At 60.5% G+C, this 26985-nt stretch carries 27 protein-coding genes; 12 read left to right on the top strand and 15 right to left on the bottom strand.

Annotation, left to right across the window (positions count from 1 at the left end; translation table 11 throughout):
* The 3 genes from AC6RA8_RS06480 to AC6RA8_RS06470 all read left to right on the top strand — a co-directional run.
* On the top strand, positions 1 to 426 hold a 426-nt coding region (locus AC6RA8_RS06480), incomplete at its 5' end, for a L,D-transpeptidase family protein (RefSeq protein ID WP_500351368.1).
* Between the two features lie 10 nt (positions 427 to 436).
* Entirely contained in the window at positions 437 to 979 is a 543-nt protein-coding gene (locus tag AC6RA8_RS06475) for a pseudouridine synthase (protein ID WP_500351366.1), read from the top strand.
* 285 nt (positions 980 to 1264) lie between these two features.
* Positions 1265 to 2323: a pentapeptide repeat-containing protein gene (locus tag AC6RA8_RS06470; RefSeq protein ID WP_500351364.1), complete on the top strand. Its 1059-nt coding sequence runs from the start codon at positions 1265 to 1267 to the stop codon at positions 2321 to 2323.
* Between the two features lie 4 nt (positions 2324 to 2327).
* Here the strand turns inward: AC6RA8_RS06470 and hflX are convergent, their stop codons facing one another.
* The 4 genes from hflX to trkA all read right to left on the bottom strand — a co-directional run bounded on the left by hflX (position 2328) and on the right by trkA (position 6890).
* Complete coding sequence (gene hflX, locus AC6RA8_RS06465) at positions 2328 to 3599, bottom strand: GTPase HflX (protein ID WP_500351362.1); 1272 nt, start codon at positions 3597 to 3599, stop codon at positions 2328 to 2330.
* Positions 3599 to 3838: an RNA chaperone Hfq gene (gene hfq / locus AC6RA8_RS06460; RefSeq protein WP_007119530.1), complete on the bottom strand. Its 240-nt coding sequence runs from the start codon at positions 3836 to 3838 to the stop codon at positions 3599 to 3601. Before hfq ends, hflX begins: the two co-directional genes overlap by 1 nt.
* A gap of 128 nt (positions 3839 to 3966) precedes the next feature.
* Positions 3967 to 5514: a TrkH family potassium uptake protein gene (locus tag AC6RA8_RS06455; RefSeq protein ID WP_500351360.1), complete on the bottom strand. Its 1548-nt coding sequence runs from the start codon at positions 5512 to 5514 to the stop codon at positions 3967 to 3969.
* On the bottom strand, positions 5514 to 6890 hold the full coding sequence (trkA, locus tag AC6RA8_RS06450) for a Trk system potassium transporter TrkA (protein WP_189370577.1): 1377 nt from the start codon (positions 6888 to 6890) through the stop codon (positions 5514 to 5516). The genes AC6RA8_RS06455 and trkA overlap by 1 nt, the downstream gene beginning before the upstream one ends.
* A gap of 147 nt (positions 6891 to 7037) precedes the next feature.
* On the opposite strand from trkA, the gene AC6RA8_RS06445 reads away from it, so the two are divergent.
* Together AC6RA8_RS06445 and AC6RA8_RS06440 are read left to right on the top strand one after the other, a co-directional pair.
* Complete coding sequence (locus AC6RA8_RS06445; RefSeq protein ID WP_500351358.1) at positions 7038 to 7499, top strand: hypothetical protein; 462 nt, start codon at positions 7038 to 7040, stop codon at positions 7497 to 7499.
* 2 nt (positions 7500 to 7501) lie between these two features.
* Entirely contained in the window at positions 7502 to 8515 is a 1014-nt protein-coding gene (locus AC6RA8_RS06440) for an ester cyclase (RefSeq protein WP_500351357.1), read from the top strand.
* A 46-nt stretch (positions 8516 to 8561) separates the two neighbouring features.
* On the opposite strand, the gene ntrX is transcribed toward AC6RA8_RS06440, so the two are convergent.
* From ntrX to dusB, 5 genes are all read right to left on the bottom strand, one after another.
* Positions 8562 to 10010, bottom strand: coding sequence for a nitrogen assimilation response regulator NtrX (ntrX, locus tag AC6RA8_RS06435; protein WP_500351356.1), 1449 nt, complete (start codon positions 10008 to 10010; stop codon positions 8562 to 8564).
* Positions 10007 to 12223 carry a sensor histidine kinase NtrY-like gene (locus tag AC6RA8_RS06430; RefSeq protein WP_500351374.1) on the bottom strand — a complete coding sequence of 739 codons (2217 nt, stop codon included), beginning with the start codon at positions 12221 to 12223 and terminating at the stop codon, positions 10007 to 10009. The genes ntrX and AC6RA8_RS06430 overlap by 4 nt, the downstream gene beginning before the upstream one ends.
* A gap of 131 nt (positions 12224 to 12354) precedes the next feature.
* Positions 12355 to 13716 carry a response regulator gene (locus tag AC6RA8_RS06425; RefSeq protein ID WP_500351355.1) on the bottom strand — a complete coding sequence of 454 codons (1362 nt, stop codon included), beginning with the start codon at positions 13714 to 13716 and terminating at the stop codon, positions 12355 to 12357.
* A 3-nt stretch (positions 13717 to 13719) separates the two neighbouring features.
* A complete protein-coding gene (locus tag AC6RA8_RS06420) occupies positions 13720 to 14811 on the bottom strand; it encodes a two-component system sensor histidine kinase NtrB (RefSeq protein WP_500351353.1) in 1092 nt (363 codons plus the stop codon).
* Entirely contained in the window at positions 14808 to 15788 is a 981-nt protein-coding gene (dusB, locus tag AC6RA8_RS06415; protein ID WP_500351351.1) for a tRNA dihydrouridine synthase DusB, read from the bottom strand. Before dusB ends, AC6RA8_RS06420 begins: the two co-directional genes overlap by 4 nt.
* 182 nt (positions 15789 to 15970) lie before the next feature.
* On the opposite strand from dusB, the gene ispD reads away from it, so the two are divergent.
* The 5 genes from ispD to AC6RA8_RS06390 all read left to right on the top strand — a co-directional run bounded on the left by ispD (position 15971) and on the right by AC6RA8_RS06390 (position 19419).
* On the top strand, positions 15971 to 16636 hold the full coding sequence (ispD, locus tag AC6RA8_RS06410; protein WP_500351349.1) for a 2-C-methyl-D-erythritol 4-phosphate cytidylyltransferase: 666 nt from the start codon (positions 15971 to 15973) through the stop codon (positions 16634 to 16636).
* The gene (ispF, locus tag AC6RA8_RS06405; RefSeq protein WP_500351348.1) at positions 16626 to 17105 is read left to right on the top strand and encodes a 2-C-methyl-D-erythritol 2,4-cyclodiphosphate synthase; all 480 of its coding nucleotides are present in this window, start codon (positions 16626 to 16628) and stop codon (positions 17103 to 17105) included. The genes ispD and ispF overlap by 11 nt, the downstream gene beginning before the upstream one ends.
* Positions 17102 to 17596, top strand: coding sequence for a phosphatidylglycerophosphatase A family protein (locus tag AC6RA8_RS06400; protein WP_500351346.1), 495 nt, complete (start codon positions 17102 to 17104; stop codon positions 17594 to 17596). Before ispF ends, AC6RA8_RS06400 begins: the two co-directional genes overlap by 4 nt.
* On the top strand, positions 17593 to 18066 hold the full coding sequence (locus AC6RA8_RS06395) for a CinA family protein (RefSeq protein ID WP_500351345.1): 474 nt from the start codon (positions 17593 to 17595) through the stop codon (positions 18064 to 18066). Before AC6RA8_RS06400 ends, AC6RA8_RS06395 begins: the two co-directional genes overlap by 4 nt.
* Before the next feature lie 171 nt (positions 18067 to 18237).
* Positions 18238 to 19419, top strand: coding sequence for an ammonium transporter (locus AC6RA8_RS06390; RefSeq protein WP_500351343.1), 1182 nt, complete (start codon positions 18238 to 18240; stop codon positions 19417 to 19419).
* Here AC6RA8_RS06390 and AC6RA8_RS06385 read toward each other — a convergent pair.
* The gene (locus tag AC6RA8_RS06385) at positions 19401 to 20648 is read right to left on the bottom strand and encodes an MmgE/PrpD family protein (protein ID WP_500351341.1); all 1248 of its coding nucleotides are present in this window, start codon (positions 20646 to 20648) and stop codon (positions 19401 to 19403) included. The genes AC6RA8_RS06390 and AC6RA8_RS06385 overlap by 19 nt on opposite strands.
* A 39-nt stretch (positions 20649 to 20687) precedes the next feature.
* Positions 20688 to 21131: a type II toxin-antitoxin system RatA family toxin gene (locus AC6RA8_RS06380; protein ID WP_500351339.1), complete on the bottom strand. Its 444-nt coding sequence runs from the start codon at positions 21129 to 21131 to the stop codon at positions 20688 to 20690.
* A gap of 75 nt (positions 21132 to 21206) precedes the next feature.
* On the opposite strand from AC6RA8_RS06380, the gene hpt reads away from it, so the two are divergent.
* Positions 21207 to 21743: a hypoxanthine phosphoribosyltransferase gene (gene hpt, locus AC6RA8_RS06375; protein WP_500351337.1), complete on the top strand. Its 537-nt coding sequence runs from the start codon at positions 21207 to 21209 to the stop codon at positions 21741 to 21743.
* A gap of 26 nt (positions 21744 to 21769) precedes the next feature.
* On the opposite strand, the gene lipA is transcribed toward hpt, so the two are convergent.
* The 3 genes from lipA to AC6RA8_RS06360 form a co-directional block, all read right to left on the bottom strand.
* The gene (gene lipA, locus AC6RA8_RS06370) at positions 21770 to 22717 is read right to left on the bottom strand and encodes a lipoyl synthase (RefSeq protein WP_500351335.1); all 948 of its coding nucleotides are present in this window, start codon (positions 22715 to 22717) and stop codon (positions 21770 to 21772) included.
* A gap of 119 nt (positions 22718 to 22836) precedes the next feature.
* Positions 22837 to 23427, bottom strand: coding sequence for a hypothetical protein (locus AC6RA8_RS06365; protein ID WP_500351333.1), 591 nt, complete (start codon positions 23425 to 23427; stop codon positions 22837 to 22839).
* Positions 23428 to 23593: 166 nt separating this feature from the next.
* A complete protein-coding gene (locus tag AC6RA8_RS06360; protein ID WP_500351331.1) occupies positions 23594 to 24733 on the bottom strand; it encodes a DUF6456 domain-containing protein in 1140 nt (379 codons plus the stop codon).
* A gap of 270 nt (positions 24734 to 25003) precedes the next feature.
* On the opposite strand from AC6RA8_RS06360, the gene AC6RA8_RS06355 reads away from it, so the two are divergent.
* Positions 25004 to 25303, top strand: coding sequence for a DUF6477 family protein (locus AC6RA8_RS06355; RefSeq protein WP_500351329.1), 300 nt, complete (start codon positions 25004 to 25006; stop codon positions 25301 to 25303).
* Here the strand turns inward: AC6RA8_RS06355 and AC6RA8_RS06350 are convergent, their stop codons facing one another.
* The gene (locus AC6RA8_RS06350; protein WP_500351327.1) at positions 25304 to 26848 is read right to left on the bottom strand and encodes a trimethylamine methyltransferase family protein; all 1545 of its coding nucleotides are present in this window, start codon (positions 26846 to 26848) and stop codon (positions 25304 to 25306) included.
* Positions 26849 to 26985 lie beyond the last annotated feature (137 nt).

The raw sequence follows: 26985 nt of genomic DNA, 5'->3' as shown, positions 1-26985 counted from the left end.
ACCGCCGACACGGTCGTCGTCGACAAGGCCGCGCGCCGGCTCATCCTGCTTCGAAGTGACGTGGAAATTGCCGCCTACGATGTCTCCTTGGGCAGCGCGCCGACTGGGCACAAACAGCGTGAGGGAGATGAACGCACACCAGAAGGCACATATGTCATTGACTGGCGCAACGACCAGTCCATAGCGCATCTGAGCCCGCACATCTCGTACCCAAATGCCAAAGACGCACAAGCCGCCGCCGCACGCAATGAAAGTCCTGGTGGCAATATCATGATCCACGGAATTCTGAACGGCTGGGGGTGGCTGGGGCGTCTTCACCTCGCTTGGGATTGGACAAATGGATGCATCGCCGTCACGAATACCGAGATGCGCGAAATCTGGTCACTTGTGCCCAATGGCACCTCTATCACAATCCTCCCGGGCTGAGGCACCGCGCGTGACGACGATCCTCTTCAACAAACCGTTCGGCGTCCTGTCGCAATTCACCGACAAAGGGACCGACGAATCCCCCCGCCTCACGCTCTCCAACTATATCGACGTGCCCGACGTCTACCCGGCAGGCCGACTGGACCGGGATAGCGAAGGGCTGATGGTGCTGACCAGCGACGGCAAACTGCAGGCCAAGATCGCGCACCCGAAATACAAGGCACCCAAGACCTACTGGGCGCAGGTCGAAGGCAAGATCACCGACGACGCCCTCAACCACCTGCGCCAAGGGATCACGCTCAAGGACGGCCCGACAAAATCCGCCAAGGCGCGCGCCATTCCTGCTCCAGACATCTGGGACCGCAACCCACCGATCCGCGCGCGCAAGTCCGTACCCGACAGTTGGCTGGAACTCACACTCACCGAAGGACGCAACCGGCAAGTACGGCGAATGACAGCCCATATCGGGCTTCCCACATTGCGCCTGATCCGTGTGCAAATTGGCGACTGGAGGTTGGGCGACCTCTTGCCAGGAGAGTCACGACGGGTTTGAACAGTTGCCCCTATACCTGCTTCGCACGTAAGCTGCGTACATTCTTTTCAGAAGCATTGTATGGGCCGTCTTTCAACCTTTCTTCTTTGTGTCGTTGCCCTGTTCGCGGGCTTTGCGCTGCACGCCTTCTTACCCAACGGTTTCACCGCGCAAATGATGGCGCGCTCAGGCACTTTAATAGCTGTCTTGGTTGGGGCCTTACTAATACTCGTACTTGTCACAGTGTGGGCTGCCAACGCTCTGCTGCACCGATGGGCGCGCAGAACGTTAGGCACGTCGGAACGCATGACAAACACCGAAATCGTGACCGGACTGGTCGATCACTTCACATCACCTGATGGTGTGGATAACCCCACAGCCGAGGATCGTCGGCGTGCCGCCCTTGTCAATCTCGGGCTATGGCTGGCCCGGCGTGAAGCACTGCAATTCTCCTTCAACGTTACGGTCACAATTGTCGGTGGCCTTGTCGGCGCTGCGACGCTGTTTCTGCTCTACGAACAGAACCAGCGCATTACCTTGCAGACCGACGCCAATGTGACCGAAAGCGTGCTGCTCGAAGGGACACGGCGCGCGGCTCTAGCCGCGGACATGGCAAACCTGTTCGAAGCGCTGCGAGCCGCTCCGCACATCGAAGGACCGGCTTGCGAAGCACCTCCCTTTGCCGATTGTTGGGAACGGGACACAGAGCAGGGTATCACGCGCTTCCACCTGCCCGTTGACCTACAGGCGCGCGTCACCTCCTTTGCCCTGCGCAACACCCCCTACCGGATCGCGGTTTCCCGGGAATCAGAACTGGACTTCGATGATCGCTTGCGCCGCCAGTTCACCTTTCCCAACCTGAGCCCTGAAAGGGGACAGCTCCTGGAAACGCTCGCGCTGAACGATATCTCGGTGGGCCTCTTCAATTTCGAGAATGCGCAACTGACGAATGTGAACCTGAGCAAGCGTGACCTGTCGATGGCTCAGATGCGCGAGGCGGATCTGCAACGCGCGTTCTTGCGCTGGACGCGCCTCGATGGCGTCGATTTATCAGGCGGAACGCTCCGAGACGCCGACCTAGCCGGGGCCACATTTTCGGGGGCTGTGCTGACCGGAGCAGATCTCAGACAGACAGACCTGACCGCTGCACGGCTTGCCGGTGCGCAGATGCAGGGCGCACGCCTTGACGGCGCAAACATCAGCGGCGCTGAATTCAGAGCCGCCACGCTTGCCGACACCACCTTTAACGACACGTGGGCCTGGATAGACAATCCGCCGGTAAACCTGCCATTAGGGATCAGGATCGTCTTTTGTGATTACGCGGCCGCTTCGGTGTTCAGATGGCAGCGCCAGCCCGATTGCTGACGGCTCATAAACCTTCAAACCGGGCCTTTTGAGTGGCCGTCCACCGCACGTCAAACTCGAACCCCTCCTCGCCCTGTCGCTCGGCCTCGACCACGTCCAGCTCGAACAGCCACGCCCGTTTGCGGCCGTCAGCGTAGGGCAGCAATACCGTCTCTTCGATCACAGCGCCTTTTAACGTCTCGGCCACATCTGCCAGCAGCGCATCGATGCCCTCGCCCGTGATGGCCGACATGGCAAACACGCCTTCGTCACGGTCCGCACGTGCACGCACGGCTTCGGCTTCCTCATCTGGTAACAGATCAATCTTGTTCCAGACCTCAACCATCTCGCGCCCCTCACCGACGCCCAGATCGGCAAGGATGGTGCGCACGTCCTCGGCCTGCGCCTCGGTTTCCGGGTGCGAGATGTCGCGCACATGCAGGATGATGTCTGCCGCCAGCACCTCTTCCAGCGTGGCGCGGAAGGACGCCACCAGCTCGGTCGGCAGATCAGAAATGAAGCCCACCGTGTCCGACAGGATCACCTCGGGGCCATCTTCCAGTTCCACCCGGCGCATGGTCGGGTCCAACGTGGCAAAGAGCATGTCCTTCGCCATCACATCCGCACCTGTCAGCCGGTTGAACAAGGTGGATTTGCCGGCGTTTGTATAGCCCACAAGGGCGACGATTGGATATGGCACCTTGGCCCGTGCTGCCCGGTGCAGGGTCCGCGTTTTGACGACCTTGTCCAGTTGCCGCCTCAAGCGGACAAGCTGTGTATCAATGGCGCGTCGGTCGGCTTCGATCTGTGTCTCACCAGGACCACCAACAAACCCAAGCCCGCCGCGCTGACGCTCCAGGTGGGTCCAGGCGCGGACAAGGCGCGTGCGTTGGTAACTGAGCGCCGCCATCTCCACCTGCAGCACACCTTCGCGGGTGGCGGCACGGTCACTGAAAATCTCCAGGATCAAGCTGGTCCGGTCGAGCAACTTGACCTTCCACGCCTTCTCAAGATTGCGCTGTTGCACGGGTGTCACCGGCCCGTCGATCAAGACAAGCTCAACGTCGGCGTCCTTGATACGCTCGGCCAGTTCCTCGATCTTGCCCGACCCGAACAAAAGGCCCGCACGCACACGCGGCAGAGGCACGATTTCACTGCCCACCACTTCAAGTTCGGGCAACGCATGGGCCAAAGACACGGCTTCGGCCAGCGCAAATTTCGCTTCGCGTCGGTCCGGATTGGATTTGATATCGGGGTGGAGCACCCAAGCACGGGTGAACTCCGGCTGCTCACCCATCAAGAAGCGTCTTCGCCCTCATACAGGCTGATGGGCTGGCTCGGCATGATGGTCGAGATGGCGTGTTTGTAGACAAGCTGGCTTTGTCCATCCCGGCGCAACAGGACGCAGAAGTTGTCGAACCACGTGATAACCCCCTGCAATTTCACACCATTGATCAGGAAGATTGTCACGGGCACCTTGGTTTTGCGCACGTGATTCAGAAATGCATCTTGTAAATTCTGTCGGTCCGAAGCCATGTCGGTTAACCCTTTTTTTCTTGCTAGGCCTGCGGATCAGACCGTCCCTCCGGACGGAGTATGTCTTGGGGCTTGGGAAGATTCCAGCCCAAAAAACAGTCCGTTACGGACCTACCGCAAAGGCCCGCCTACCCACGCCATAAATCCGGTGTGAAAAGGGCGATGATGGCAAGCGTCTCCAGGCGCCCCAACACCATGGCGGCGGTAAAGATTGCCTTGGCCGCATTGTTCAACTCGATCAGTGCAATCGGCGCATCGGCAGCCACTCCCAAAAGGGGTCCCGTGGTCGACAAGCCCGACACCGCAAGGACAAGCGCGGTATCAAACGCGACGCCCGTCAGGGTCAGCAAGATGGTGATCAAAGCGAGAGTGAGCGCAAAAAGCATGAAGAAGATCCACGCGATAAACGCTCCATCCTTTTGCAGCCGTCGCGCGCGCGGCCCCGCGCTGCTGACAGATGACGGATGCACCAACCGTTCCATCTCGCGCACGCCGTTGCGATAAAGTGCAAAGACGCGCAACAGCTTGACGCCCCCGGCGGTGGTGGCGACGCCCCCGCCAATCAGGGCCAGCCCCATCAGCAGCAAGCCCGGGGTTTCCAACCCTGACCACGCCTGCGCATCCACCCAATTCGCTGAGGCAAAGCCGGTCGTGGTCAAGAAGGACAGCACGGTGAATGCACTTCCCCACAGCGCCCGCGCAGCGTCGGTCACATCACGTTCCGCAGCAACGTCGAAGGCCCCCAGGAAATGGCGCAGAAACAGGAAAACAGGCACCGCGATGACAACGGCAACACCGATGCGAAACTCCGGATCCTGTACAAGCCCACCGGACTCCGCCGTGGTCGTGTCCGTTGAAAAGGTCAGACGCGACAGGGCAAACAGCATGAACAGCAGCATCACCGCCTCCCCCGCCATGCCCGAGCCGCCACCGACCAGCCCGCCGACGGGAGAAATCCCGGACGTCGCCAGGATCGCCATCGCATGACACAAGGCGACCAGCCCGGTATCGCCACCCACGGCCAGAAGCACCCAAAGCAGCATGGTCAGCCCGGCATAAATCGGGATCAGCACAGCAGACACCTTGGACAAGCGCTCCCGCACTTCAGGGCCCGTCATACCAATGTCGCGGCTGGCGCTGCGCCCCGGTTCGGCGCGTGCCGTCACCTCGAATCCACCAAGATTCAGCGGCGCCAGAATGGCCGACGCCGCCACCCACATCATCAATCCACCCAACCAGCCAACAATCGAACGCCACAGATGCAGCGTGCCATTCAACCGCTCCGGGTCGTCGAACATGGTCGCTCCGGTCGTGGTGATTGCGCTCACCATCTCGACATAGGCATTCAGAAACGTGGTGGTGCGCAGCCCCTCGTAGAAAGGCACGGCAAGAACAACCGGCAGAATGACAAAGGCACTCATCAGAGACAGAAGCGGACCCAGCGTGCCATGGCGTGGATCGCGGCCGGCATGGGCCAAGCCAATCAGCGCAAAAGTCACCAACCCCAAAAGGCCCGAGTACAAGAAAGCCCGCGCTGCCACCAAATCACGCACGATGCCGCCATAGACGGCGGGCACCAGCATCGCGGCTGAGAACACGCCAATCAGCAGCAAAAACAGCGGCAGCCGCAATACAGAGGCCCAGAACGGTTGCCGCGGCTGCGTGCGTCCCTGCATCAGAAAAAGTCGATGGACACCTGCATCAGGCGCTCCACCTCTGGCACGTCGGTCGCCAGCGCAAAGAGGGCGATCACGTCGCCCTCGTCGATGCGGGTGCTGCCCACGGGTCGGATCACATCATCGCCCTTGCGCACGGCCCCGACCAGAACCCCCTCGGGGAAATCAATCTCGTTGATCTTCTGGCCCGCCAGAGGTGAGGTCGAAAGCACTTCCGCCTCGATTACCTCGGCATCCGCATCCCCAATGGAATAGACCGACCGCACGCGCCCATGCCGGATGTGACGCAGGATGGATGACACGGTTGTGGCACGCGGATTGATATACGCGTCAATGCCAAGGGGCCCCATCATCGGCACCAGAGTGGGGTCGTTGATCAAGGCGATGGCATAGGGGCAGCCCTCGGCCTTGGCCCGCACGGCGGCCAACATGTTGGTCTTGTCGTCATCGGTCACGGCCAGCATGGCATCTGCGCGCGACACACCCGCCTCGGCCAACAGGGTCACGTCCAGACCGTCGCCGTTCAGCACGATGGTGCGTTCCAAGGCCTCGGCGGCCAATTCCGCACAACGACGATTGCGCTCGATCACCTTGGCGCGCACACGACTTGCACGCTGTTCAAGGGCGCTGGCCACGGTCAGGCCAACATTGCCCCCACCCACAAGAACCACACGTTCCTGTTTGCGCATGGTCTTGCCAAACACTTCCATGGTGCGCGGCACGTCATCCACATGGGCAAAGACATAGGCTTCGTCGCCCTCAAACAATTGGTCCGACGCTTCAGGGGCAAACAGCACCCCGTCCCGCCGCACGCCAACAACGACAACGCGCAAGGTCGAAAACAGATCGGTCAGCTGGCGCAAAGGCGTGTTCAACACCGGGCAATCGGCGTCCAACGCGATGCCCAAAAGCTGGGCCTGCCCGTCAATGAACAGTTCGGTGTCGAACGCAGCTGGCGCGCTCAGGCGCTGCAAGGCGGCGGCCGCTACTTCCCGCTCCGGCGAAATCACCACGTCAATCGGCATGTGATCGCGGCGATACAGATCGGAATAGATGGCGGTCAGATAGGACTGGCTGCGCAGGCGCGCAATCTTGCGGTTTACCCCGAAAACGGAATGCGCCACCTGGCAGGTGACCATGTTCACTTCATCTGAATAGGTCGCGGCGATGACCATATCGGCATCCCGCGCCCCGGCACGTTCCAGAACGTCCGGATAGCTGGCAAAGCCCGCCACCCCCTGCACATCCAATGTGTCAGTGGCCCGACGCACCAGATCGGGGTCATTGTCGACCACCGTGACATCGTTGCGCTCACCCGAAAGGTGGCGTGCAATCTGCCACCCCACCTGGCCAGCCCCGCAGATGATGACCTTCATCCATGTCCCCGTTTTGACGCGCCGCATCGCGGCACATTCAGCCTCTTTGCATGACAGAGAGGGCGCAGGCGGTCAACGCTTGCGCAAAGTCAGCCAACAGGGCATTCACGAATTGTCAAATCCGACAGGCTTAGGCAAAATCGAGACATGCGCGCCATCGTCACTCTTCTTGCCCCTTTGGCTCTGTCCGCTTGCTTGCCGCTGTCGACCTACTATGCGGAAGGCGTCAGCTTTGCCCAGTTCGAGCGGGACAACACCAATTGCGACGTGCGCGCCTTACGCGATGCACCTGTTGCAAACCAGGTCCGTCAAGGCGCGCCGATTTACGTGCCGCGCCGGGTCTGTAACAAGGACGGGCATTGCTACAGCCGGGGCTACTGGATACCCGGAGACGTCTATACCGTTGACACCAATGCCAACCTGCGCGCGCGGGTCAAGGCGCAGTGCATGGGTGATCTTGGCTACCGACCCGTCGAAATACCACAATGCACCCAAGGTGTTGCAAATGCCGCCCCACCCGGGCCATCAACCATCCTGCCCCGGCTCAATGCCCGCAGCTGCGCCATTCGGACCGGCGATGGCCGGTTCCGCATCGTTACCCAAGGATAATCATGACCACTGATCTCGCCCGGGCCAAAGCCGTCGTGCTGGCCCATCACGCCGCCCTCGGGCGCGCCGAACCCGGATGTTGCGCAACCGCACTTTCGCAGCACTTCCTGCCCGACACGTTTTGGCGCGGCATGCATCCCTTCCATGAACAGCATGGCCCCCAAGCGGTCGCGGACACGTTCTGGTCCCCTTTTCTGACGGCTTTGTCCCGTGTGCAGAGGCGCCAGGACATCTTCTTTGCCGGGCACAACCATCTCGACGAAGGTGGCGACACCTGGGTTGCCTCGATGGGCCATCTCATGGGGCTATTCGATGCGCCCTTCCTCGGCATCCAGCCCACACGCAAGATCGCCATGGTGCGCTATGCCGAGTTTTCGCGTGTCGAGGGGGATCGGATTGTCGAACAGGCATTGTTTGTCGATCTGTTGCATCTGATGGCGCAAGCGGGTCAGTACCCCCTGCCCGGCATGACTGGCGCCCAACTGGTTCAGCCCGGACCGATGACACATGACGGCCTGTTGTTTGACGATCATGATCCAGCTGTCGGTCAGGCAACGCTCGACCGCATCCACGCAATGATGGACGCGATCACACGGGCCAACACGACGGAAAATCCGCCCCTCCCCCAAGACGAGCTGGCCCGCGACTGGCACGATGACATGATCTGGTGGGGACCAACGGGCATCGGCGCCACCTACACGATCGATCGTTATATCGAACAACATCAGCGCCCGTTCCGCACGCAGCTCGGGGATCGCACTTTTAACGGCCACATCTGTCGCATGGCCGAAGGGAACTACGGCGGATTCTTCGGCTGGCCTAACCTCACGATGGAATGCACAGGCCCATATCTGGGCCTGCCGCCCTCGGGCAGAAAGGCGGACATGCGGGTTGTCGATTTCTACCGTCGTGACGGAGACAAGCTGGCAGAGAACTGGGTGTTCATCGACATCCTGCACTTCCTGAACATGCAGGGACTGGACGTTCTGGCCCAACTGGATGTGCGCAAAGGTTAACGCGATTTAACCTTTGCGATTCTCAAGCAATTGATTTTGCTGCGTTTTACAAATCTGTCCCCGCGGGGACAGAATTTTTCGCTTCGGCTGCGGCTGAGCTTACCTGCGCCTCTTCCTCATCCAGATGACCCGCCTTGGACGAGGTCACAACCCCAAGTGACTTCAGCTTGCGGTGCAAGGCCGAGCGTTCCATGCCAACAAAGTTTGCTGTCCGGCTGATGTTGCCACCAAAGCGGTTGATCTGGGTCAGCAGATACTCCCGTTCAAACGCTTCCCGCGCCTCCCGCAGCGGCAAGGTTGCAAGGGCACCGGACAGAACCACGCGGCCCTCTTCACCGGCAGGCTCCTCCGAACCGGGCAGTTCCTTGGCATCAATGGGTCCGGTTCCGTCGCCAAGGATCAAGACCCGCTCAACCATGTTCTTGAGCTGCCGCACGTTGCCGGGCCAAATCATCGTCTGCATCAAAGCGGCGGCATCTTCGCTCAGGTCGCGCTTGGGCAGGCCCTGTGCGGTGTTGCATTCGTCGATGAAGTGCTCGGCCAGAACTGGAATATCCTCACGCCGTTCTTCAAGGCTCGGCACCGCAATCGGCACCACGTTCAAGCGGTGATACAACTCCTGCCGGAAGGTCTCGGCCGCTATGGCTTCTTCAAGATTTCGGTTGGTGGACGAGATCACGCGCAAATCCACGCGCACCTTGTCAGTGCCGCCCACCCGCTGGAACTGCTGGTCCACAAGCACACGCAGGATCTTGGACTGCGTGCCGATAGGCATGTCCGCTACTTCATCGAAGTAGATCACGCCGCCATGCGCTTGCTCCAGCAGACCCGGCTCAACACCACGCTCGCCGCCCTCCTTGCCGAACAAAACCTCTTCCATCGTTTCAGGCGCAACGCCCGCACAATTCACGGTGACAAAGGGGGCATCAGACCGGTTCGAATTGGCATGGATGTAGCGCGCAGCGACCTCCTTGCCGGACCCGGCAGGGCCCGTCAGCATCACGCGGCCGTTGGACTTAGTCACCTTGTCCAGTTGCGAAATCAGCGCCCTGAAACTGGCCGACGCGCCAATCATCTTGGTCTGTGCAAGTTCTGGACGCTTTAGGCTCTGGTTTTCACGGCGCAGACGCGAAGTTTCCATGGCGCGGCGGATGACAACCAGCAACTGGTCTATGTTAAACGGCTTTTCGATGAAGTCGTAGGCGCCCTGCTTGATCGCGGCCACCGCGATCTCGATGTTGCCGTGGCCCGAAATGATGACCACCGGAACGCCAGGATTGTCCCGCTTGACCGCCTTGAGGATATCGATGCCGTCCATTCGGCTGTCCTTGAGCCAGATGTCGAGGATCATCAGCGCAGGTTCCTCTGACTCAATCTCGGCCATGGCATCATCGGAGTTGCCCGCCAGCCGGGTCGAAAACCCTTCGTCCTTGAGGATGTCCGATATCAGCTCCCGGATGTCCCGCTCGTCGTCCACAATCAGAATGTCACTCATACTGCTTCCTCTTCCTCAACTGCTGGTGCGGATACCACGACAGGCAGCGTGATTACGGCCATGGCTCCGCTATGGGTCTGGCCCTCAAACGGGGCCGCGTCTTCGAGGGTCAATGTGCCCCCGTGCTCTTCGATGATCTTCTTAACGATAGGCAGGCCAAGGCCGGTGCCTTCGTCCCGCGTCGTCACATAGGGCTCAAACAGGCGTGCGCGGTCTTCGGGGAGGCCAATGCCGTTGTCAGAAATGGTGATCACCGCCCCGGCGGGACCCGTTTTCATGGCGACCTCTATGCGAGGTTCATGCCCATCGGGAATTCCATTTCTTTGCAAACTTTCAATGGCTTCCCCACCGTTCTTCACGAGATTTGTCAGCGCCTGGGAAATCATCGTGGCGTCAACTTCGGCGTGGATGGCAACGTTGGGCAGATCGGCCACAATCTTCACACCCGGTTGCCCGGATTGCTGTAGCACCACGGCATCCTGCACCAGTTGGGTCAGGTCATGGCTTTTGCGATCCGGTTCGGGCATGCGGGCAAATTTCGAGAATTCATCGACGATGCGCCGCAAGTCCCCCGTTTGCCGCACGATCACATCTGTCATCTGTTCGAGGCTATCGCTCTCTTCGCCCACCTTGGGGCTGAACTTGCGTTTGATCCGCTCGGCGCTGAGTTGGATTGGTGTCAGAGGATTCTTGATCTCGTGCGCGATGCGGCGGGCGACATCGCCCCACGCCGCCATGCGCTGCGCCGATACAAGGTCGGTCACGTCGTCAAAAGCAACCACGTAGCCTTCCAATTCCCCTTCGATGCTGCGACGTGTGGCCATTCGGACCAGCAGGTTTTCGAGATGACCGCCGCGCGTCACCTTGACCTCTCCTGTCGCCACCTCTTGTGGGCCGGCCTTGAGCAGCGCAAAGAGTGCGGCAAACTCGGGCACGGCCACCGCCAGCGGCACCGCTTCGCGCCCCTCTTGCCAGTTCAGAAGCTGAGCACCTGAACGGTTCACAAAGGTCACCCGACCGCCGGCATCGACGCCAACCACGCCAGATGTGACTGAGCTGAGTACGGAATCGAACAGGCGCCGCCGGCGTTCGATCTGTTCGGTGTTGGCCAGCAATGTGTGGCGTTGACCTTTGAGCTGCCGGGTCATCTGGTTGAAGTAGCGGCCCAGCATGGCGATTTCGTCGTCGCCTTCTTCCTCGCGGACCTGCACGTCGAGGTCCCCGGCCCCAACCCGCTGTGCCGCACCTGTCAGACGTCCAACCGGGCCGGAGAGACGTTCAGCGAACCACAGCCCCAGCCAGATCGCCGCCAGAATCAGGATGACCGCAAAGCCAAGATACAAAAGGCCAAATTGGAACAGCACCGTGCCCCGTTCGCTTTCCAACTGCTGATAAAGCCGAACGGTTTCCTTTGTCTCGTCGAGCAGCGACAGGATTTCGCCGTCGACCTCGCGGCTGACATAAAGGAAGCGGTCCACGTAGCTCGCCAACGGAACAAGTGCGCGGAACTCGTTATTGGTCCAGTCTTGAATGACCAACCCACCCGTATCAATGGATTGCGAAATCTGATCGGCAGTTGGGCGTTCGAAGTTAAAGAGATAGGACCGATCCCCGCGTGCCCGCAGCTCGCCCGTGCCATCGACGAGGAACGCTTCGCGCAGACCGCGTTGCACCTGCACCTGCCCTTCGCTCAGCACTTCGCGGTCGCCGACCACCTGCGCGCCGCGCACCGTGTCGATGTAACGTCCAAGCGCCCGCGCGTCCGTGATCAGGTCAGTTCGCTGTTCCGATTCGTATGCTTCGGCGGCGGCAAGCGATGCCCCGACCACGCGGCTGACCCGGTCAGAGAACCACCCTTCAAGGCCGATGTTCACAGTCAGGCCCGCGAACACGGCCACCGTTACGGTTGGGATAAGGGCCAGCACCGCAAAAACACCGGCAAGCCGGAGGTGTAGTCGCGAGCCCGCCGATTTCGCACGCCGCGCCGCAATGAGACGGGCAATTTGCGACAGGACCAAAGCGCCCAGAAGGAGGACATAAACCAGGTCAGCAAGCAGAACGAGCCGCAAAGACAGGGCATTTGCACCCTGACCCTGATCCAGCGGTCCAAGAACAAGAACTGTCGCAAGGGCGAGGACGGGACCAAGAAGCACAAGACCCAAGGTCGCCGCATTGCGCACCCGTCTGCGTCGCCGCAGACGGCCCAGCGTCAACCACCAGCTGGTGCGTGTTCCGGATGCCACGTGGCCCGACCTCGATGATGTGGCACCTTCGGTGCCGTACCGCCATATCCAGTGATCCGGGGGACAAGTGCGCCCCATCGGCCACGGGTTGTGTGGCAGTATTACATCAACTTGCGGCGGCGTGTCACCTCAATATCAAGATCTGTAATTTTCTTGCGCAAAGTATTTCGATTGATGCCCAGCAGATCCGCGCATTTCGCCTGGTTCCCGCCTGTCGCGTCGAGGGCAATTTCGATCAGCGGCGCCTCAACCTCGCGCAGGATGCGTTGGTACAGTCCCGGGGGCGGCAGCATGTTGCCGTGCAGGTCGAAATACCGTTTGAGGTGCCGACCAACCGACGCGCCCAGCTTTTCTGTGTCGCCCGCGCTGCGGATGGGTTCCAGTTCTGGTTGGCTGCCAAGCACCTGTTCGACCTCGGAGGCCGAGATTTCGAGGGCGCGACTGGTCAGACCCAGCCGGCGGACCGCATTTTCCAATTGGCGCACGTTGCCGGGCCAGGAATAGGTGCGGAAAATCTCGGCCGCGGCGTCAGAGAGCACGCGGCGTTGCTGTCCGGTTTTCTCGCCCCGGACCAGGAAGTGTTCTGCCAGCAGCGGGATGTCATCGACCCGTTCGCGCAGCGCCGGGACGTTCAGTGTGGCCCCGGACAGGCGGTAGTACAGGTCTTTGCGCACCTGCCCAGCCTCCATCGCCGCTGTAAGATCCGTTTGTGAGGTGGCAAGGAAGCGCGGGACATATTCGCCGGGCGTGTCCATCATGCGCACGATGCGGGCTTGTATTTCCTCGGGGATGTCGCCGATTTCATCGATCAGCAATGTGCCGCCCTTGACGCGCGCCAGAACACGTGCGGGTCCTTCGAGGTCTTGCAGCTCAGCCGCGGTGACCGTGACAAACGGAAGCGTACGCCGATCAGAGAAGTCATGGATGGCCCGTGCGATCAGCGATTTTCCCGTGCCGCTTTCGCCCCAGATCAGCACCGGCAGGTCCGTGTTCATCACCCGCGCCACAACTCGATACAGCGCCTGCATAATCGCCGTGCGTCCAACAAGCGGCAATTCGTCCGGGCGGTCGTTGTCTTCTTCCCGTGCGGGTGCGTGGGCCTTTTGTTCGAGCGCTTTTGCCGTGCGCTTCATCAGGTCCGGCAGATCAAACGGCTTGGGCAGATAATCATAGGCCTCGGCCTCAGCTGCCTGGATCGCCGTCATGATGGTGTTTTGCGCGCTGATCACGATGACCGGCAAGCCTGGGCGATCCTCGCTGATCTTGGGCAGCATTTCGAGGCCATTTCCGTCCGGCATCATCACGTCCGAGATCACAACGTCGCCCTTGCCCTCGCCCACCCAGCGCATCAGCGTGGTCAGGCTGGAGGTCGCGTGCACCTTGCACCCGGCGCGGGTCAGCGCCTGGGTCAGAACGGTGCGGATCGTGCGGTCGTCATCAGCGACAAGAACGGTGCCATCCATATGCTAGTCCTTTGTTTGGTCAGGGCCCGGCTGGGCCGATTTGGGGGCGCGCGGCAGGGACAGGCGAAACACTGTCTTGCCGGGCACGGAGGTGACAGAAATCCAACCGCCGTGATCCGAGATGATCTTGGACACGAGCGCGAGGCCAAGCCCGGTGCCGTTTTCCTTACCCGACACGAAGGGGTCGAAGATATCGGCGGCGATGGCGTCCGGCAGGCCCGGTCCGTCATCGATGATCTCGACTTGCAGCGGCAGTGACTGACCGGAGCCATCGGCACGGCGCAGGCGGTACGAATGTTCGAAATAGCTGTGCAAGCGGATTGTGCCGCCGCCGTCGCCGGCAGCCTCGGACGCATTCTTGAGCAGGTTCAGCACGACTTGCAGCAGCTTGTCCGGATCGCCGTAGGCCAAGGGCAGCGAAGGGTCGTAGTCCTCGATGATCTTCATTTGGGCGCCGAAACCCAGCAGTGCAGACCGCCGCGCGCGGTCCAGCACGTCGTGGATGTTCACGGGCTTGAGATCGGGAGGAGAGAGATTTCCAAATTGCTCGACCTGTTCAAGCAGCTTCACGATGCGCCGCCCCTCTTCGACAATCAGGTCGGTCAGTTCCAGATCCTCTGGTTTGAGGTTCATACTGAGCAGTTGGGCGGCCCCGGTGATACCAGCTAGCGGGTTCTTGATTTCATGGGCCAGCATTTCGGCCATGCCGATGGCAGACTTGGCGGCGGACTTGACCGAATGGTTCTGCGTCATCCGCCCCGAAAGCTCGCGGGGAGAGATCATCAGCACCATGTGATCGGGCGCGTCGATGAGGGGGGCGATTTGCAGCGCGCATTGCAGGGGTGCGCGACCTCCGTGGCCCACATCCACATCGTTGACGAAAAGCGGCGTGCCGTTCTTGCGCGCCCGTGCCAGGCTTTCTTCCAACGGCGCATCCACGGCCAGCTCATCCCACAGCGGCAGGCCCTTCATGGTCTTGGCCGACGCATTGAAGAACCCTTCGGCGGCCGAGTTGATGTCGACAATGTCATCCTGCGGCCCGATGATGATGACCGGCACTGGCAACGAGGCCCAGAGATCCCCTGCCCCGGTCATGCTGCTGCCATCCCTGTTTCAGGACACAGCGCACGGGGCAGCAAGTCCATCGTCGCCTTGGGCGTCTTGGCCGTCAGAACCGCGCGGCGCAGATCCGTCGGCGTGCCAGCGGTGTCCATGAACCAGCCCAGATGCTTGCGGGCCACGCGAAGACCCAAGAGGTCGCCGTAGAAGCGCAGCATGTCGTCATAATGAGCCATCACCATCTCGGCGAAGGCGTCCCCTTTTGGCACATCCGGTGCAGTTGCGCCGTAAAGCGCATGGGCAACCTCGGCCAACAGCCACGGTTTGCCCTGTGCACCCCGCCCGATCATCACGCCATGTGCGCCAGACTGGACCAAAGCCTGTGTCGCCGTGGCGGCACCCACGATATCACCATTGGCAATCACGGGGATGTTTACGGCATCGACCACCGCGCGGATTGCAGCCCAATTGGCGCTGCCTTTGTAGAATTGGCACCGTGTGCGGCCATGGATCACGATTTGCCGGATGCCCGCAGCTTCGGCCCGCGCGGCAATCTCTGGCGCATTCATCAAGGCGTCGTCCCAGCCCAAGCGGGTTTTGAGGGTCACCGGAATATCGACCGCATTCACAACCGCCTCGATCAGCGTCAACGCGTGATCCGGGTCACGCATCAGGGCGGAACCGGAATACCCGTTCACCACCTTCTTGGCCGGACACCCCATGTTGATGTCGATGACGCGTGCACCCTGCCCGGCGACCATACGCGCCGCTTCGGCCATTGGCGCAGCTTCGCGCCCAGCCAGTTGGACGGCGGTTCCGGCTGCGCCCAAACCCAGTTCGGCTTTTTCCCGACTGCCCGGACGCGCATTGAGCATGTCGTGGCTGGCCACCATTTCAGACACCACCATACCGGCCCCAAACCGGGCCACGAGAGACCGGAATGGAAGATCGGTGATTCCGGCCATTGGGGCCAACATCACGGGGGCTGTCATGTCGAGGGGGCCAGTGGCCATCCGGTTTGCCTAATCCTTGTGCGATACTGTCTGGTATTTCACATGCGGGGTTTTCTCAATCACTGCAACGCTGTTTCCGTGCGCAAGGGTAGTGTGTTGCCCAAAATTTAGGCAGAACTTCTGGTCATGGACAGGCCGCACCGCACGGCCTAGAGATCAAGTATGAATTGGAGAACCCAAGAATGAAGCGCGCCGCCGCCGTGATCGTCGCTGCCGGACGCGGAACGCGCGCCGGAGGGGATTTGCCCAAACAGTGGCAGCACCTTGGGGGGCGACCGATTGTGGCCCACACGCTGGATGCCTTTGCCGGTCACTCGCGGGTTTCTAAGGTCGTTATGGTTGTGCATCCGGATGATGATACGCGTGTCGCGCAGATTGCGAGCAAGGACATAACAGTTGTGTATGGCGGTGCGGATCGGGCCGCTTCAGTCGACAAGGGATTGGCAGTGGTAGAGGACGCGGATGTCGTTTTGATCCATGATGTGGCGCGTCCATTGGTCACCGCCCGGACCATATCGGCCGTTCTGGATGCACTTGAGGACAGTGTCGGTGCTGCACCGGCCCTGCCCGTCACGGATGCGTTGTGGACGGGCGCTGAAGGTCGGGTGACCGGCACGCAGAACCGCGACGGCTTGTACCGGGCACAGACCCCACAAGGCTTTCACCTTGACGCCATCCGCGCGGCGCACGCGGCCCATCCGGGCGGTGCTGCGGATGACGTGGAGGTGGCCCGCGCCCACGGTTTGGCAATTGCCATTGTGCCGGGTGACGAGGACAATCTAAAAATCACACACCCAGCGGACTTTGAGCGGGCTGAACGGATCTTGCGAGGGCGCGATGGACATTAGACTTGGCAATGGATTCGATGTGCATGCCTTTGGCCCCGGTGATCATGTAACGTTGTGCGGCGTACAGGTGCCGCATGATCGCGGCCTTGTCGGTCACTCTGATGCCGATGTCGGTATGCACACTGTGACCGATGCAATCTATGGCGCCTTGGCGCGCGGTGATATTGGTCAGCACTTTCCCCCCAGCGATCCGCAGTGGAAAGGCGCTGCGAGCGACATATTCCTGCGCCATGCGGTGGGTATGGCCCGCGAGATGGGGTTCGAGATATCGAATGTCGACTGCACCTTGATCTGCGAAGAGCCGAAGGTCGGGCCACATGCGGCAAAGATGCGCGCCGTAATGGCCGAGATCATGGACCTCGACATTGACCGCGTGTCGGTCAAGGCGACCACGTCCGAACGTTTGGGCTTCACCGGGCGTGGTGAAGGCATTGCCTGCATCGCCACAGCAGCGTTGATCAAGACATGATTGCACGGATTTTGGGCACGGCATGTTTCGTGGGCTATATGCGGCCCGCCCCCGGCACTTGGGGGTCCCTTGTCGCATTGCCGCTGGCTTGGTTGTTGCATCAACTGGGTGGCTTCCCGCTGCTTGCTGCCGCCACAGCCGTCTATTTTGTTGCCGCTTGGTGGGCCACTGCACAGATGACATCGGGCGGTGGCGACCATGATCCTTCCGAGATCGTGGCGGACGAAGTGGTCGGCCAGTGGATCGCCCTGTTTCCGCTGAGCTACGCGGCGTGGGATCGTGGTTTGGACGTACTTGTGATGTGGCCTGGTTGGATTGCCGCCTTTGTGTTGTTCCGCCTGTTCGACATCTGGAAGCCGTGGCTTGTCGGCTGGGCCGATCGGCGTGGTGATGCGCTTGGCGTCATGCTGGATGACGTGATTGCCGGTGTGTTTGCGGCTATTGGCGTGCTGGCGTTGGCGGCCCTCGCGCACAGGGTTCTGATGGCATGAGCCTTGCCGCCGAAGTCCTTGAATTAGCGAAAGATCATGGCGTTATGATTGCCACGGCAGAGAGTTGTACCGGTGGCTTGGTCTCGGCTGCGTTGACCGACATTCCGGGGTCGTCTGCCGTGGTCGAGCGTGCGTTTGTCACTTACACCAACCAGGCAAAGATGGACATGTTGGGTGTAGCGGCAGCAACTCTTGAAGCCCACGGCGCTGTCAGCGAAGAGGTTGCGGCCGAAATGGCAGAGGGTGCTTTGAAACATGCGCCCGTTCAGCTCGCTGTTTCGATCACTGGAATCGCAGGACCGGGCGGATCAGAGTTCAAACCCGAAGGGCGTGTGTGTTTCGGCATCGCCGGTGCTAGTGGCGTCCGCACAGAAACGGTAGAGTTCGGCGCGCAAGGGCGCGACAAGGTGCGGATCGCGGCCCGCGACCATGCGCTTGGGCTTTTAAAAGTCGCATTAATACCGACCTAGGCGCCACTTTTCTCTTTGCCCTATTTTTGTGCGAATTCGCCAGAAAGCCGCACAAAATGTTTGCACTCTCACAAATGCCCCTAAAATCAGCAGACCTGACCCCACGCGCCTCTTTTTTCCGCAGGCGCTGTCGGCCAGAGGACCCCGCATACAAAAATTCCGGAGGGGACAATGAACGGAGCCGATACCGCCTGGATCATCGTGGCAACCGCACTGGTGCTGCTGATGACGTTGCCGGGCCTTGCGCTATTCTACGGGGGCCTTGTGCGCGCCCGCAACGTGCTGAGCGTTTTCATGCACTGCTATGCCATTGCCTGCCTGATGAGCATTCTTTGGTTTGTGGCCGGTTACTCCATCGCATTTGGCGAGGGCGGATCCGGTTACTGGGGTGGCCTGGGCAAGCTGCTGCTTAGCGGTGTGGATGCTGACAGCCTGTCGGGCACCCTGCCCGAGGTGCTGTTCTTTGCCTTCCAGATGACATTTGCCATCATAACACCCGCCCTGATCGTGGGTGCCTATGTCGAGCGTATCGGCTTTGGCTTTGTCCTGTTGTTCTCGGCCCTGTGGATGCTGTTGTGCTATGCGCCGGTCGTGCACTGGGTTTGGGGCGGCGGTATGCTGGCAGATGGCGGCATCTTTGGCGAGGTTGGGGTCAAGGACTTTGCCGGTGGCATCGTGGTGCACGAAACCGCCGGCATCGCGGCCCTCGTGCTCGCCGTGTTCCTCGGCGCACGCAAGAACCAGACCACACCGCCACACAACCCGGGCATGGTGATGATGGGGGCGGCCCTGCTGTGGGTCGGCTGGTTCGGCTTCAATGGCGGGTCGCAACTGGCCGCTGACGGTGGTGCCGCCATGGCGCTGACCGTAACCCATATCTCGGCCGCGATGGCTTCGTTGACTTGGGCGCTGTGGGAACGGATCAAGTTCGGTAAAGCATCCCTGGTTGGGATGGTCACAGGGACCATTGCAGGTCTTGCGTCGATCACACCGGCATCCGGATTCGTCGGTCCCGTCGAGGCAATGATTATCGGTGCGGTTGCGGGCATTCTCTGTCAGGAAGCCGTGAACATGATCCGTAACGTGTTGAAGATCGACGATACGCTGGACGTGTTCGCCGTTCACGGTGTCGGCGGCATTTTTGGCACCATCATGATCGCCGTCTTTGGCGCGGGCAGCTGGGCTGCACAGCTGGGATCGCTGGTCATTGTCGGTGTCTTCACGCTTGTGGTGACGGTTGTGCTGATCTTTGTGGTGCGCGCCATCACACCGCTGCGCGTGGATGAGGAAACGGAGGTCAACGGCCTCGACCTCGCCGTGCATGGCGAGCGTGCCTACGACGTCAGCAGCTGAGTGAAAGCTGGCAGGTCATCCGTCTGGATGGCCTGCACTATCTGATCCGCCCGTGCGCCCACAAGCGCGCGGGCTTTTTTGTGGATACGGGTGGCACGGGTCTCAAACGGGAGAGGGATGTCGAGGTCATGGAAACACTCCACCCCATCCACGATCACACGCGCCTGCATCTCTGTCAGGTCATCGGCAGGCGACACGGTCACGCGACCACGCCATGAGCCAAGTTGAGGATTTTGCGCGCAAGCGTCGGTGAAGGCGCTGATGTTGCCCGTGTCCATGCCATGCGCTGCCATGGCCAGAACATGAGCATAGGAAAACTTGGCCCCGAGACCGGTATCGGGTGCTGCTTGGTTGCAGACGGTCATCCACCTTGGGTGGGTATGCACCTCAACCCGCGACGCACCACACAGCGGGACGTCACGAACAGCTTCGAGAGTGGCGTGCAGCCCATGGCAACAGGCATGAAACTTGTGGCTGACAGCGCCCATGCGCCACGCGAACCGCACCTCAGCCCCTTCCCCGTGATGCGTGTCGCCAAAACCAAGCGTGCCTGCCAAACCGTCAGGGGCCGCGGTCATGCCCGCTTGCGCCCATAGCGCCGCCTCGACTCCTGTGCGTGCCGCAAGACCTGCATTCAGCGGTTTGCCCATTGTCCCGAATTGGGACTTCAAACCGGACGCCATTGTCGAGCATAGACCAGGCGCTTGCCGCATCTTTTCGCCATCCAGGCCAAGAAGCCGCACCGCTGCGATCGTCGCACCAAAGGCCCCTGCCGTGGCGGTCTGATGAAATCCGACCTGATAGTGCCCCCGCCCCAACCATAGCCCGGTTGCAACCGACGCCTCGGCCCCGACAAGCGCTGCATCGACCATGTCATTCAGCCGTGCGCCCTGCATCTGCGCCACGGCAAGCGCCGCCGGGATCACCGCAACGGAAGGATGGCCGATATGCGCAAAATGGGTGTCGTCATAGTCCAGCGCATGGGACAATGTGCCGTTGACAAGCGCGGCCTCCGCCACCGCACCACCACGCCCATCAAGCCGTGTGGCAGGCCCATCCGTGTCCAGTGTTGCAGCCCAAGCATCAAACGCCCCATCGCGATGCCCAGCCATGCCACAAGCGGCCCAATCCAAAAGGGACAGGCACATCACGGCCCGCGCATCGTCAGGCGGGTCAGCCAGCGCATAGGCCAGAAGCAGCGCCGTGATGTCCATGTTTCCCTGTTTCAAGCCATCCTCCCCGAAGGACCGGGTTCAACCAGGCCGGCGCTATCCATAAAGCTCGGCCGCGCGCCGTTCGAACGCCCTGACAATGCGCTGCATCGCCTCGTTGAACACCACGCCAATGATCCCCTGGAGGATCGCGTTCTTGAATTCGAAGTCCACGAAGAACGACACATCGCACCCGCCTTCGGTGTCCGAGAATGCCCAGTTTGATTTCATGTAGCGAAAGGGACCATCAAGGTATTCCGTATCAATCTTCTTTTCGCCGGGATGCAGCACGACCCGGGACCCAAAACGCTCGCGGAACACCTTGAAACTTATGACAAGATCCGCATCCATCACCTGGCTGTCCCCTTGCGGTGTGACGGTCCGCACGCGCGCTGCGGCGCACCACGGCAGGAACTGAGGATATTCACCCACATCTGCCACGAGATCGTACATCTGTTGTGCGGTGTAAGGCAGGAAGCGGGTTTCGGAATGGGTGGGCATTGCGGTAAAGGTGACCTTGGACGAGCGTTGCGCAGGGATGTGTCGCGGTTGTCATGCAAAATCAAGGGGAAGCGCATGTCAGAGCGGCCATATGTCATAGACAGAATGATCTCGGCCAAGGCGATTGCCGCACGGATCGAAGCGCTTTGTGGTGAGATACAGGCCGAGTTTGCGGGCACCGACAAGCTGGTGGTTGTTGGGCTCTTGCGCGGATCCTTCGTGTTCATTGCCGATCTGGTGCGCGAACTGGACTTGCCCATCGAAGTCGATTTCCTGGAAGCGTCATCCTATGGTGACGGGATGGAAAGCAGTCGAGAAGTACGCATTCTCAAGGACTTGCGCGGCGCAATTGAAGGGCGTGATGTGCTGGTTGTCGAGGACATTGTCGACACCGGCTATACCATGCAGCATGTGATCCGCCTGCTGAAAGGACGCAAGCCGTCAAAGCTGCGCACCATTGCCCTGCTCGACAAGCCAAGCAAGCGCGAGGTTGAGGTGAAGGCGGACTGGACCGGTTTCGAAATCCCAGATGAATTTGTCGTGGGGTACGGGATCGACTACGCGCAACGCAACCGCAACCTGCCCTATATCGGGAAGGTGCGCTTCACCTGACGGGTGTGCCTACGAAGTACTGAGCGTCAGGCGAGTTTGGCCTGCCGAGCCGCGCGCAAGCGCGCAAAATCATCGCCTGCGTGGTAGGATGAACGGGTCAGCGGCGTTGCAGACACCATCAGGAACCCTTTGCCATAGGCCGCCTTTTCGTAGGACGCGAATTCGTCCGGATGCACGAAGCGGTCCACGCGGTGGTGTTTTGGGGTTGGCTGCAGGTACTGGCCGATGGTCAGGAAGTCGATATCGGCGGCGCGCATGTCTTCCATCACCTGGATGACCGATTGCCGGTCTTCACCCAGCCCCACCATGATCCCCGACTTTGTGAACATGGACGGGTCCAGTTCTTTGACCCGTTGCAGCAAGCGCAGACTGTGGAAATAGCGCGCGCCTGGGCGCACCTCCGGGTACAGGCCCGGCACCGTTTCAAGGTTATGATTGAAGACGTCAGGCCGTGCTTCGACCACCACTTCTAGCACCGACGGATCGCAGCGAATGAAATCCGGCGTCAGAATTTCGATGGTCGTGTCTGGGCTGCGATGACGGATGGCGCGGATCGTCTGGGCAAAATGATCTGCTCCGCCGTCTTCGATGTCATCACGGTCGACGGAGGTGACGACCACGTGGTTCAGACCCAGCTTTTCAACCGCATGTGCCACACGGCCGGGTTCAAACGCATCCAGCGCCTCGGGCGGCTTACCCGTCGCGATGTTGCAGAAGGTGCAGGCGCGGGTACAGACCTCGCCCATAATCATCATGGTCGCGTGCCCTTGGCTCCAGCACTCGCCGACATTCGGACAACCTGCTTCTTCGCAGACTGTCACAAGGCCGTTGTCACGCATAATCTTGTGCGTGTCTTTGTATCCCTGGCTAACCGGTGCCTTGACCCGGATCCAATCCGGTTTCTTGGGCTGCGGGTTATCAGGCCGCCGCGCTTTTTCCGGGTGCCGCTGTTCGGGGATTTTCAGGTCGCGCATGGATCTCTGCCAAATGGTTCAGCGTTAAACTTGTTCTAACATAAAGAGTTTCCCGCTGAATACCACGTGGCGCATGGCCGCTATGCACATAGTGCGAAAGAAGCGTTGCTTGGCACGCTTTAAAAGCGATGTCGCAGGCCCAGTACAAAGCCCGTCGATCCTGCGTCAACTTCGAATATGCCATATCCGTCAGAGCGGTGATGCAATCGGACAAACGCAGATTTTTTCGGGTCAGACAGGCCAAACTCAACCTCAGCCATCCAATGGACAAACAAGCGCTGAGACGCGCCATTGCGGTCGATCTCGACCTGCGGAACCTCCGAGGCGTACGACAGCCCAAGACCGGCGGCGATCGAACGCACCGCTGTCTGCTCTTCCGGAACATATCGCAGGACAACCGGCACCGTTAACTCGAGCAGATCCTGAAGCCCAAAATGCACGGCCAACTGCGCCTCGACCCCATAGCGGAAGCGGCTGTCACCGATTTGGCGATCCCATCCCAGCGCACCGCCCACAATGTGCGAATCCGCAAACTGCACCCGCCCCGGGACAAATGCGTCATGCCATCTGTTTTCGGTCATGGTGCCAATCAGGCCAGAAAAATATGTCTGCCTCTCGGCCTGCGCGGCAGACACGTCGCAGAGGAAGACAAGCAAAATCACCATTGTCACACGAGCGTAGGCACACAGCGTCCTTGGTGATTGATGCATTCAAAACCTCCACCGCAAATACGTTCAAAGTTTTGACGATGCCATCATACCTCACCGTCCTGCGCCCAACCGTACCTTCGAGGCCAGCGAGTCACACGGGAACAGAAACCAAAAAAATGGCGCTGCGGGGAGGACGCAGCGCCATTTGGCGGAACAGGCGCGGTTTTCAGCCGATCAAACCGCCGCCTGGTCCCATCGTCTCATCGTAGTGCTGCTTCAGGCGCATAAGGGCGATGCGCAGTACGATCTTGCCGGACCGAGCGGACCAGCCAAGTTGCTTTTCAGCACTCTCGAGCCCTTCCAGGTAGCAACAACAGCGCAGAACAACGTCCGACAAGCCGGGACCGAGATCGCGCAGAGCGGCCGCAACACGCGTGCGGGCCCCTTCCGGTCCGTTGCCGACACCGCTGTCAATGGCGAACCCACCGCGCCCGCCGCCAGTCAGGAATCGGTCCCAGTTCTGGGCCACACGAGGCCCCATCTGGGCAAGTTCGAAATCCTCGCGCAGACGCTCACCCGCCGTGACGAGGTCATCTGAAAGAAAAGGCTGCCCGGCCTTGTCGCGGCGGCGCGCCAAGGCTGTCAGTGGCGATTCCGCGAGGTTGTAGCGCACCTTGCGTGGCTGGCCCGTGTCGGTGTCGCGCACCGTACGCTCGCCCCATTGACGGTGCTGATCAGCAAAGGGGGTTGCAGCCTCGGCAAAGCCCGGTTGCGCGTCTTCAACCTCTCCCATCATCTCGGCAAGGGCCGTGCGACCTGCAGGAGTGATGCGATACCGCGTAATCCGCCCCGTGCTTTCCGCGCTGATCCATTCCTGAAGCGCCATCGCTTCGGCAATCTTGCGATCAACCACGGCGGTGCGCGTGCTGCTGCCGGTCACACCGTCGCGTACGACGACTGCTTTTTCCATATCAACCGCGACCGCCAGAACTGCCCCCGTTTCGCAGAGGCGCCGCAGAATACGAACAGAATCCTGTGTCATCACGGTGGTGTCTGGACCGTGGTCCCGCGCAAGAGCATTTTGCATTTCCGGATCATCCTTCATGGGCTGAGGTGCAGCCGACGAACGTTTCCGCCCCAGAGACTTCCCCAATTTGCGCAGCACTGCATCCACCAAAGGATCGTCGCGACGGGTTTCAAACCGCCGGATCTGGCGCAGTACGGTCGAGGCATGACAGCCCGAATTGCGCGCCAGTTCGCGGATCGGCAAACCGACTTCGGTGTGTGCAAGGTAGTGTACGGCCCCGTCTGGAACCCAGGCAGGCAGGTTCAGGTCCGTCGAGCAGAGTACATCGCTGTGGCGCATAGCTGTTTTCCGTCCTTCTTCCCTTTTGGGCCCCGAATGTCTTTGTTCGCATCGGGTTATCCACAAAAACATCCACACAACCTAGAGCTGCGCTGATTACTGGATCGTTAACATTCATCGATATCCGCAGCATTGTTTCCAAAAGATAAACAGTTGCTAAACGAACGTGCGCGCTCAACCGAACGCACGCAGCACCCGCTCAGGTTGTGCAATGCTCCGCTTGTTTTCACCCGACGGGGATCGGGTCGACACCACTCAAGGAGACCGGAAATGCAAGATATTCTGTCCATGCTCAGCGCACTTCGTCGTCCACGCCTGCTGATGCGCGCCGCACGAATCGGAGCTGAAGACTATCGCAGAAACGCGCATCTGCCGCGTCTTCTGGGCTACGGACAGTTGCCACGCCATGGCGCCGCACTCATGCGCCTGATGGAGATCGAAGGCGAACTGAATGCCCAGCGCATCAGTGACGATTCGTCCTACAGTCTGCTGCGCCACATCGACATCCTGATCGCCATTGTGGGCGAGGCCCGCACGCTGCGGGCCGCGCAAAGCGACCCGGCAATCTGATCACATGAAGGCGTCAGGCTCTGCTGCTTTTTTTTCGGCGACATAGGCGTCCAGCGCCTCGCGCATGGCAGGGTCCATGGCAGGCTGCTGGTAGTCCGACAGAAGCTTTTGCACCCGAAGCGTGGCCAGCGCGGCCGTATCCCGCGCGCCCTCGTCTTCCCAGGTTTCGAACGGCTTGTAGTCCAGTAGGTCTGACTTCCAGAACGCGGACTTGAAGTTCGCTTGCGTATGGGCACAGCCAAGGTAGTGCCCGCCCGGGCCCACCTCACGAATGGCGTCCATCGCCTGCGCATTCTCATCCACCTGCACACCGGCAGCCAGATGGTGCAGCGTCCCAAGTTGATCTGCATCCATGACGAATTTCTCGTAAGAGCTGACCAGCCCGCCCTCAAGCCAACCACATGAGTGCAGCATGAAGTTCACGCCTGACAGCAGTCCCATATTCAGCGAATTCGCAGTTTCATAAGCCGCCTGTGCGTCGGGCAGCTTCGAGCCGCAGAAAGAACCCGCCGACCGGAAGGGAAGCCCGAGCCGCCGCGCCAATTGCCCAGCGCCATATGTGATGTGCGAAGCCTCCGGCGTGCCAAAGGTGGGGGCACCCGAATTCATGTCGATCGAGGTGACAAACGCCCCCATGATCACGGGTGCTCCTGCCCTGCAAAGCTGGGAATATGCTATGCCGGCCAGCACCTCGGCCAGCACCTGTGTGAGAGTCCCCGCCACAGACACCGGCGCCATGGCCCCGCCCACGATGAAGGGCGAGATGATGCAGGCCTGATTTGCCTGCGCATAGACCTCAAGCGCGCCCATCATCACGTCATCGAAGGTCATGGGAGAGTTGATGTTGATAAGCGATGTCATCACCGTGTTCTCGGCCACGAAGTCTTTACCGAACAGAATCTCTGACATCTCGACCGAATCGCGGGCTCGGCTGGGCTCAGTCACCGACCCCATATAGGGCTTGTCCGACAGCGTCATGTGCGCGTGGAGCATGTCCAAATGACGCTTGTTCACCGCCACATCCGTGGGCTCACAGACCGTGCCACCCGAATGGTGCAGCCATTTCGACATGTAGCCCAGCTTCACGAAATTGCGGAAATCCTCCATCGTCGCATAGCGCCGACCGCCACTGGCATCCCGAACAAAAGGTGGGCCATAGACCGGGGCAAGGACAAGGTTCTTACCCCCAACCTCGACCGTGCGGGCCGGGTTGCGGGCGTGCTGGGTGTAGGACGGCGGTGCCGTTTCGCACAGCTTGCGTGCCAGACCGCAAGGGATGCGCACCCGTTCACCATCGACATCTGCGCCCGCATCGCGCCAACGCTGCAAAGCGGCCGGATTGTCTGGGAAGTTCACCCCAATCTCTTCCAACACCTTTTCAGCGTTGTTTTCGATAATTTCGAGTGCCTCCTCCGTCAACACCTCGAAATTCGGGATATTCCGTTCGATGAATTTCGCAGTTTCGAAGGATACAGCACTGCGCTCCGCACGCCGTGCAGCGCCCCCGCCGCCGCGTCCCCGTCTGCGTGTCGGTGCCTGTTCCATGCCGCATCCCCTTTTCATGTGAATTGATGCCAAGGTGATTACCCTATCCCAAACCCAACGGCGCGCGGTTAGCGTCCATCAAGGGAAAAAAGCGACATCCCCCCTTCTTCTGGCAAAAAATACCTCGGGGTCTGGGT

This window comes from Tateyamaria sp. (assembly GCF_059783535.1).
This window is presented reverse-complemented; position numbering and strand designations above follow the sequence as displayed.